Annotated in this window: 5 protein-coding genes; 3 read left to right on the top strand and 2 right to left on the bottom strand. The window is 63.4% G+C overall.

Going from position 1 to position 3,997, the window contains the following annotated elements:
- A partial coding sequence (locus tag JOZ76_RS36000; RefSeq protein WP_291706127.1) for an Ldh family oxidoreductase occupies positions 1 to 513 on the bottom strand: 513 nt, incomplete at its 3' end.
- A 159-nt stretch (positions 514 to 672) separates the two neighbouring features.
- The gene (gene hpaR, locus JOZ76_RS35995) at positions 673 to 1,188 is read right to left on the bottom strand and encodes a homoprotocatechuate degradation operon regulator HpaR (protein ID WP_291706126.1); all 516 of its coding nucleotides are present in this window, start codon (positions 1,186 to 1,188) and stop codon (positions 673 to 675) included.
- Positions 1,189 to 1,373: 185 nt separating this feature from the next.
- On the opposite strand from hpaR, the gene JOZ76_RS35990 reads away from it, so the two are divergent.
- The 3 genes from JOZ76_RS35990 to JOZ76_RS35980 all read left to right on the top strand — a co-directional run.
- The gene (locus JOZ76_RS35990) at positions 1,374 to 1,772 is read left to right on the top strand and encodes a 5-carboxymethyl-2-hydroxymuconate Delta-isomerase (protein ID WP_291706125.1); all 399 of its coding nucleotides are present in this window, start codon (positions 1,374 to 1,376) and stop codon (positions 1,770 to 1,772) included.
- On the top strand, positions 1,765 to 3,303 hold the full coding sequence (hpaE, locus tag JOZ76_RS35985; protein WP_291706124.1) for a 5-carboxymethyl-2-hydroxymuconate semialdehyde dehydrogenase: 1,539 nt from the start codon (positions 1,765 to 1,767) through the stop codon (positions 3,301 to 3,303). Before JOZ76_RS35990 ends, hpaE begins: the two co-directional genes overlap by 8 nt.
- A gap of 98 nt (positions 3,304 to 3,401) precedes the next feature.
- Positions 3,402 to 3,997: VOC family protein (locus tag JOZ76_RS35980; RefSeq protein WP_291706123.1), on the top strand; the 596-nt coding region annotated here is incomplete at its 3' end.

Here is a 3,997-nt window from a genome sequence, read left to right as displayed (position 1 = left end):
TTCGCCTTGGCGCGGAATGCCGACGCAGTAGGGCGCCGTCGACAGACGCTTTTCGACGCCGCCGAACGGGGCGACCAGCAGCGAGCCCGCCGCATTGACGAAATGCACCGACACCAGGCCCTCGGCCGCCGCCATCTCGGCCCAGTCGCCGACCCGGCCGATATGGCCGGCATTGCGCAGCGCGACGGCCGCAAGCCCGGCTTTCTTGCATTTCTCAATGCCGATCTTCACCGCGACCGGCGCCACCGTCTGGCCATAGCCGAACTTGCCGTCGACCACCGCGAGCGAGGGCGTATCGACCACGACCTCCGCGGTCTGGTTCGGCACCACCGAGCCCATCTTCTTCCAGCGGATGTAGACCGGCACGCGGATCACACCGTGGCTGTCATGGCCGGTCAGGTTGGCGGTCGCAAGATAGCTCGCAATGCGCCGCGCCTCCTCCGGCGCAGACTCCGCGTGGGCAAAAACATCGGCAACGAAATCGATGAGGTTTTCGACCTTGATGATGACCATATCGGGTCTTTATTCCCTTGGGCTCGCGCCGATGGGAGCAGCCCGGTTTTCCTTCCTATCGCCGATTTTCGTCATCGGCCGGGCCGGCACTTTGAGCGGAAAAAGACATGCCTGTCCATCGCAGACCCCTGGATGAGCATCATGCAAAAATGCACTCACTCAGGCGTCTTCCTCGTCCGCAACGGCGCCCTGTTCCATCCCGGAAAGGCTCTGCTCCAACGCTGCCAGCATCTCCTGCAGTTCGGCGAGCTTGCGGGCGCCGTAGCGCTTTGTGATCGCCGCATAGATCGCCTCCGACGTCGGCGCCACCGCGGCCATCAGCTTGAGACCCTTGGCGGAAATCGACACCACACCGCGGCGCTGGTCCGCCGGATCGGTCCGCCGTTCGATCAGCTGGCGCGCCTCAAGATCCCTGAGGATGCGCGAGAGACTGGGGCCGAGCAGAAAAGCCATGCGCGCAAGCTCCGACACTTCGACGGCCTCGATCGCCGCCAGCGCGCGCAGGATGCGCCATTGCTGTTCGGTCAGGCCGTGATTACGCAATGATGGCCGAAACTGCCGCATCACCGCCTCGCGTGCGCGGAGCAGCGACATCGGCAAGGAGCGGGAGAAATCCCGCATCGGCACGCGCCGCTCGGCGCCCTGCGAAAGTGAAGCATCCGTCTTGCGCGACATCGTCACTCGTCCGTCACCGTCGAACATTTTGCAATGCAATAACGCACAATGCGTTTGATCACCATAATTTAACATGTTAATCATTTCTCGCATCTCTTTTCGCCACGATCCAGGCCGATTACGGCCCTTACGGCTCGATGAGCTGTCACTTCGCTTGAGCTTTGATCGACGGGAGAAATCCGGCCATGCCCCATTTCACAATCGAATATTCCGCCAACCTCGAAGAGACGGTAGCCATGAGCGAGGTCTGCGAGACCGTACGCCGAGCGGCGGTGGAAACCGGTATCTTTCCCGTCGGCGGCATTCGCGTGCGCGCGATCGCCTGCAAGCATTACGCGATCGCCGACGGCCGCAACGACCATGCGTTCCTCGCGATGCTGCTGCGGCTCGGCGAAGGCCGCGACCTCGCCGCACGCAAGAAGGCGGGCGAACATATTTTTCGCGCGCTGTCCGCCTATCTGGATCCTGTGTTTGCCAGCAGCAAGTTCGCGCTGTCGTTCGACATGCAGATCAACGACAAGGAAACCAGCTTCAAGCGCAACAACATTCATGAGGCTTTGAAAGCGGAGGCGGTGCATGGATAAGGTCACGCCGAAAACCGATCTTTACCAGGCCAATCTCGATCGTGTCGCGCCACTGCTCAAGGCGCTGCGCGCGGACGGCATCGGCCACATGATTGGCGGCAGGGTGGTGGCCTCGATCTCGGGTGAGACGTTTGAGACCACTTCGCCGATCGACGGCGCGGTTCTCGCATCGGTGGCGCGCGGCAACGCTGAGGATGTGGACCGCGCGGCGACCGCGGCCGCGCTCGCCTTCAAACCCTGGCGGGACATGCCGGCATCGATGCGCCGAAAACTCCTGCATCGGGTAGCGGACGCGATCGAGGACCGCGCCGACGACATCGCGGTGCTCGAATGCGTCGACACCGGGCAGGCCCATCGCTTCATGGCCAAGGCCGCGATCCGGGCTGCGGAAAACTTCCGCTTCTTCGCCGACAAGTGCACGGAGGCCCGCGACGGCCTGAACACGCCGAGCGAGGAGCACTGGAACGTCTCCACCCGCGTGCCGATCGGGCCGGTCGGCGTGATCACGCCGTGGAATACGCCGTTCATGCTGTCGACCTGGAAGATTGCGCCGGCGCTGGCGGCCGGCTGCACTGTCGTGCACAAGCCCGCGGAATGGTCGCCGGTCACCGCCGATCTCCTTGCCAAGCTCGTGAAGCAGGCTGGCATTCCCGATGGCGTGCTCAACACCGTTCACGGATTCGGTGAAGAGGCCGGCAAGGCGCTGACCGAGCACCCCGCAATCAAGGCGATCGGCTTTGTCGGCGAGAGCGCGACCGGTTCGGCGATCATGGCACAGGGCGCGCCGAACCTGAAGCGCGTGCATTTCGAGCTCGGCGGCAAGAACCCGGTCATCGTGTTCGACGATGCCGATATCGAGCGCGCGCTCGACGCCGTCGTGTTCATGATCTACTCGCTGAATGGCGAGCGCTGCACCTCGTCGTCGCGGCTACTGATTCAGCAGAGCATTGCCGACCGCTTCATCGAGAAGCTTGCGGCGCGGGTGAAGGCGCTGAAGGTCGGCCATCCCCTGGATCCCGCAACCGAGATCGGCCCCCTCATCCATGTGCGGCATCTGGAAAAGGTATGCACCTATTTCGACGTCGCGCGCCAGGACGGCGCTACCATTGCCGTGGGCGGCAGCGTGCATGACGGGCCGGGCGGCGGCCATTACGTGCAGCCGACGCTGGTGACCGGCGCTAATGGCAAGATGCGGATCGCGCAGGAGGAGGTGTTCGGCCCGTTTTTGACCGTGATTGCCTTCCGCGACGAGAGCGACGCGATCGCGATCGCCAACGACGTGAAATACGGCCTGACCGGCTATGTCTGGACGGGCGACATGGGCCGCGCCTTGCGCGTCGCGGATGCGCTGGAGGCGGGCATGATCTGGCTCAACTCGGAAAACGTCCGCCATCTGCCGACCCCGTTCGGCGGCATGAAGGCCTCCGGGATCGGCCGCGACGGCGGCGATTATTCGTTCGACGTCTACATGGAAACCAAGCACGTCTCGCTGGCGCGGGGCACGCACAGGATTCAGCGACTGGGAATTTGATGATCACGTCGTTCCGGGGCGCGCAAAGCGCGAACCCGGAACCTCGAGATTCCGGATTAGATGCTGCGCATCGCCCCGGAATGACCGGAGGAAACCCCATGCCCATTCCAAAGCACGTCTTCGATCCGCCATTCAACATCATTCGCTGCAGCCATGCGGTGCTTGATGTGACCGACCTCAGGCTCAGCCGCGAGTTTTACGAGACTGCCGTGGGGCTGCATGTCGAGGATGCCGATGACACCGCCGTCTATCTGCGCGGCAGCGAGGAGCATCAGCATCATTCGCTGGTGCTGCGCCGGGCCGATGTTCCGGCCTGCAATCGGCTCGGCTTCAAGGTCGGCAACGAAGCCGACCTCGACAAGGCCGCCAGCTTTTTTTCGGAGAACGGCATCACCTACGCCTTCGCCGACCAGCCGTTCCAGGGCCGCACGCTGCAGTTCACCGACCCCTTCGGCTTCCAGATCGAACTTTACGCGTCGATGGAAAAGCGCCCGCATCTGTTGCGCCGCTACGATCTCTACAAGGGTTGCCATCCGCAGCGGCTCGATCATTTCAACGTGTTCGCCGCCGAGGTGCAGGACACCATGGATTTTTATGCCCGGCTGGGCTTCCGCCTGACCGAGTATGCCGAGGAGGACGGCCCGAACGGGCGCATCGCCGCGGCGTGGCTGCATCGCAAGGGCAATGTGCACGA

The sequence above is a fragment of the Bradyrhizobium sp. genome (assembly GCF_019244115.1).
Lineage (GTDB): Bacteria > Pseudomonadota > Alphaproteobacteria > Rhizobiales > Xanthobacteraceae > Bradyrhizobium.
Note: the sequence above shows the minus strand (reverse complement) of the source record. Positions and strands in the feature narration are given on the sequence as shown.

Coding starts and splice junctions, on each gene's coding strand:
- hpaR (WP_291706126.1), bottom strand. CDS start 1,188: ATGTCGCGCAAGACGGATGCTTCACTTTCGCAGGGCGCCGAGCGGCGC.
- JOZ76_RS35990 (WP_291706125.1), top strand. CDS start 1,374: ATGCCCCATTTCACAATCGAATATTCCGCCAACCTCGAAGAGACGGTA.
- hpaE (WP_291706124.1), top strand. CDS start 1,765: ATGGATAAGGTCACGCCGAAAACCGATCTTTACCAGGCCAATCTCGAT.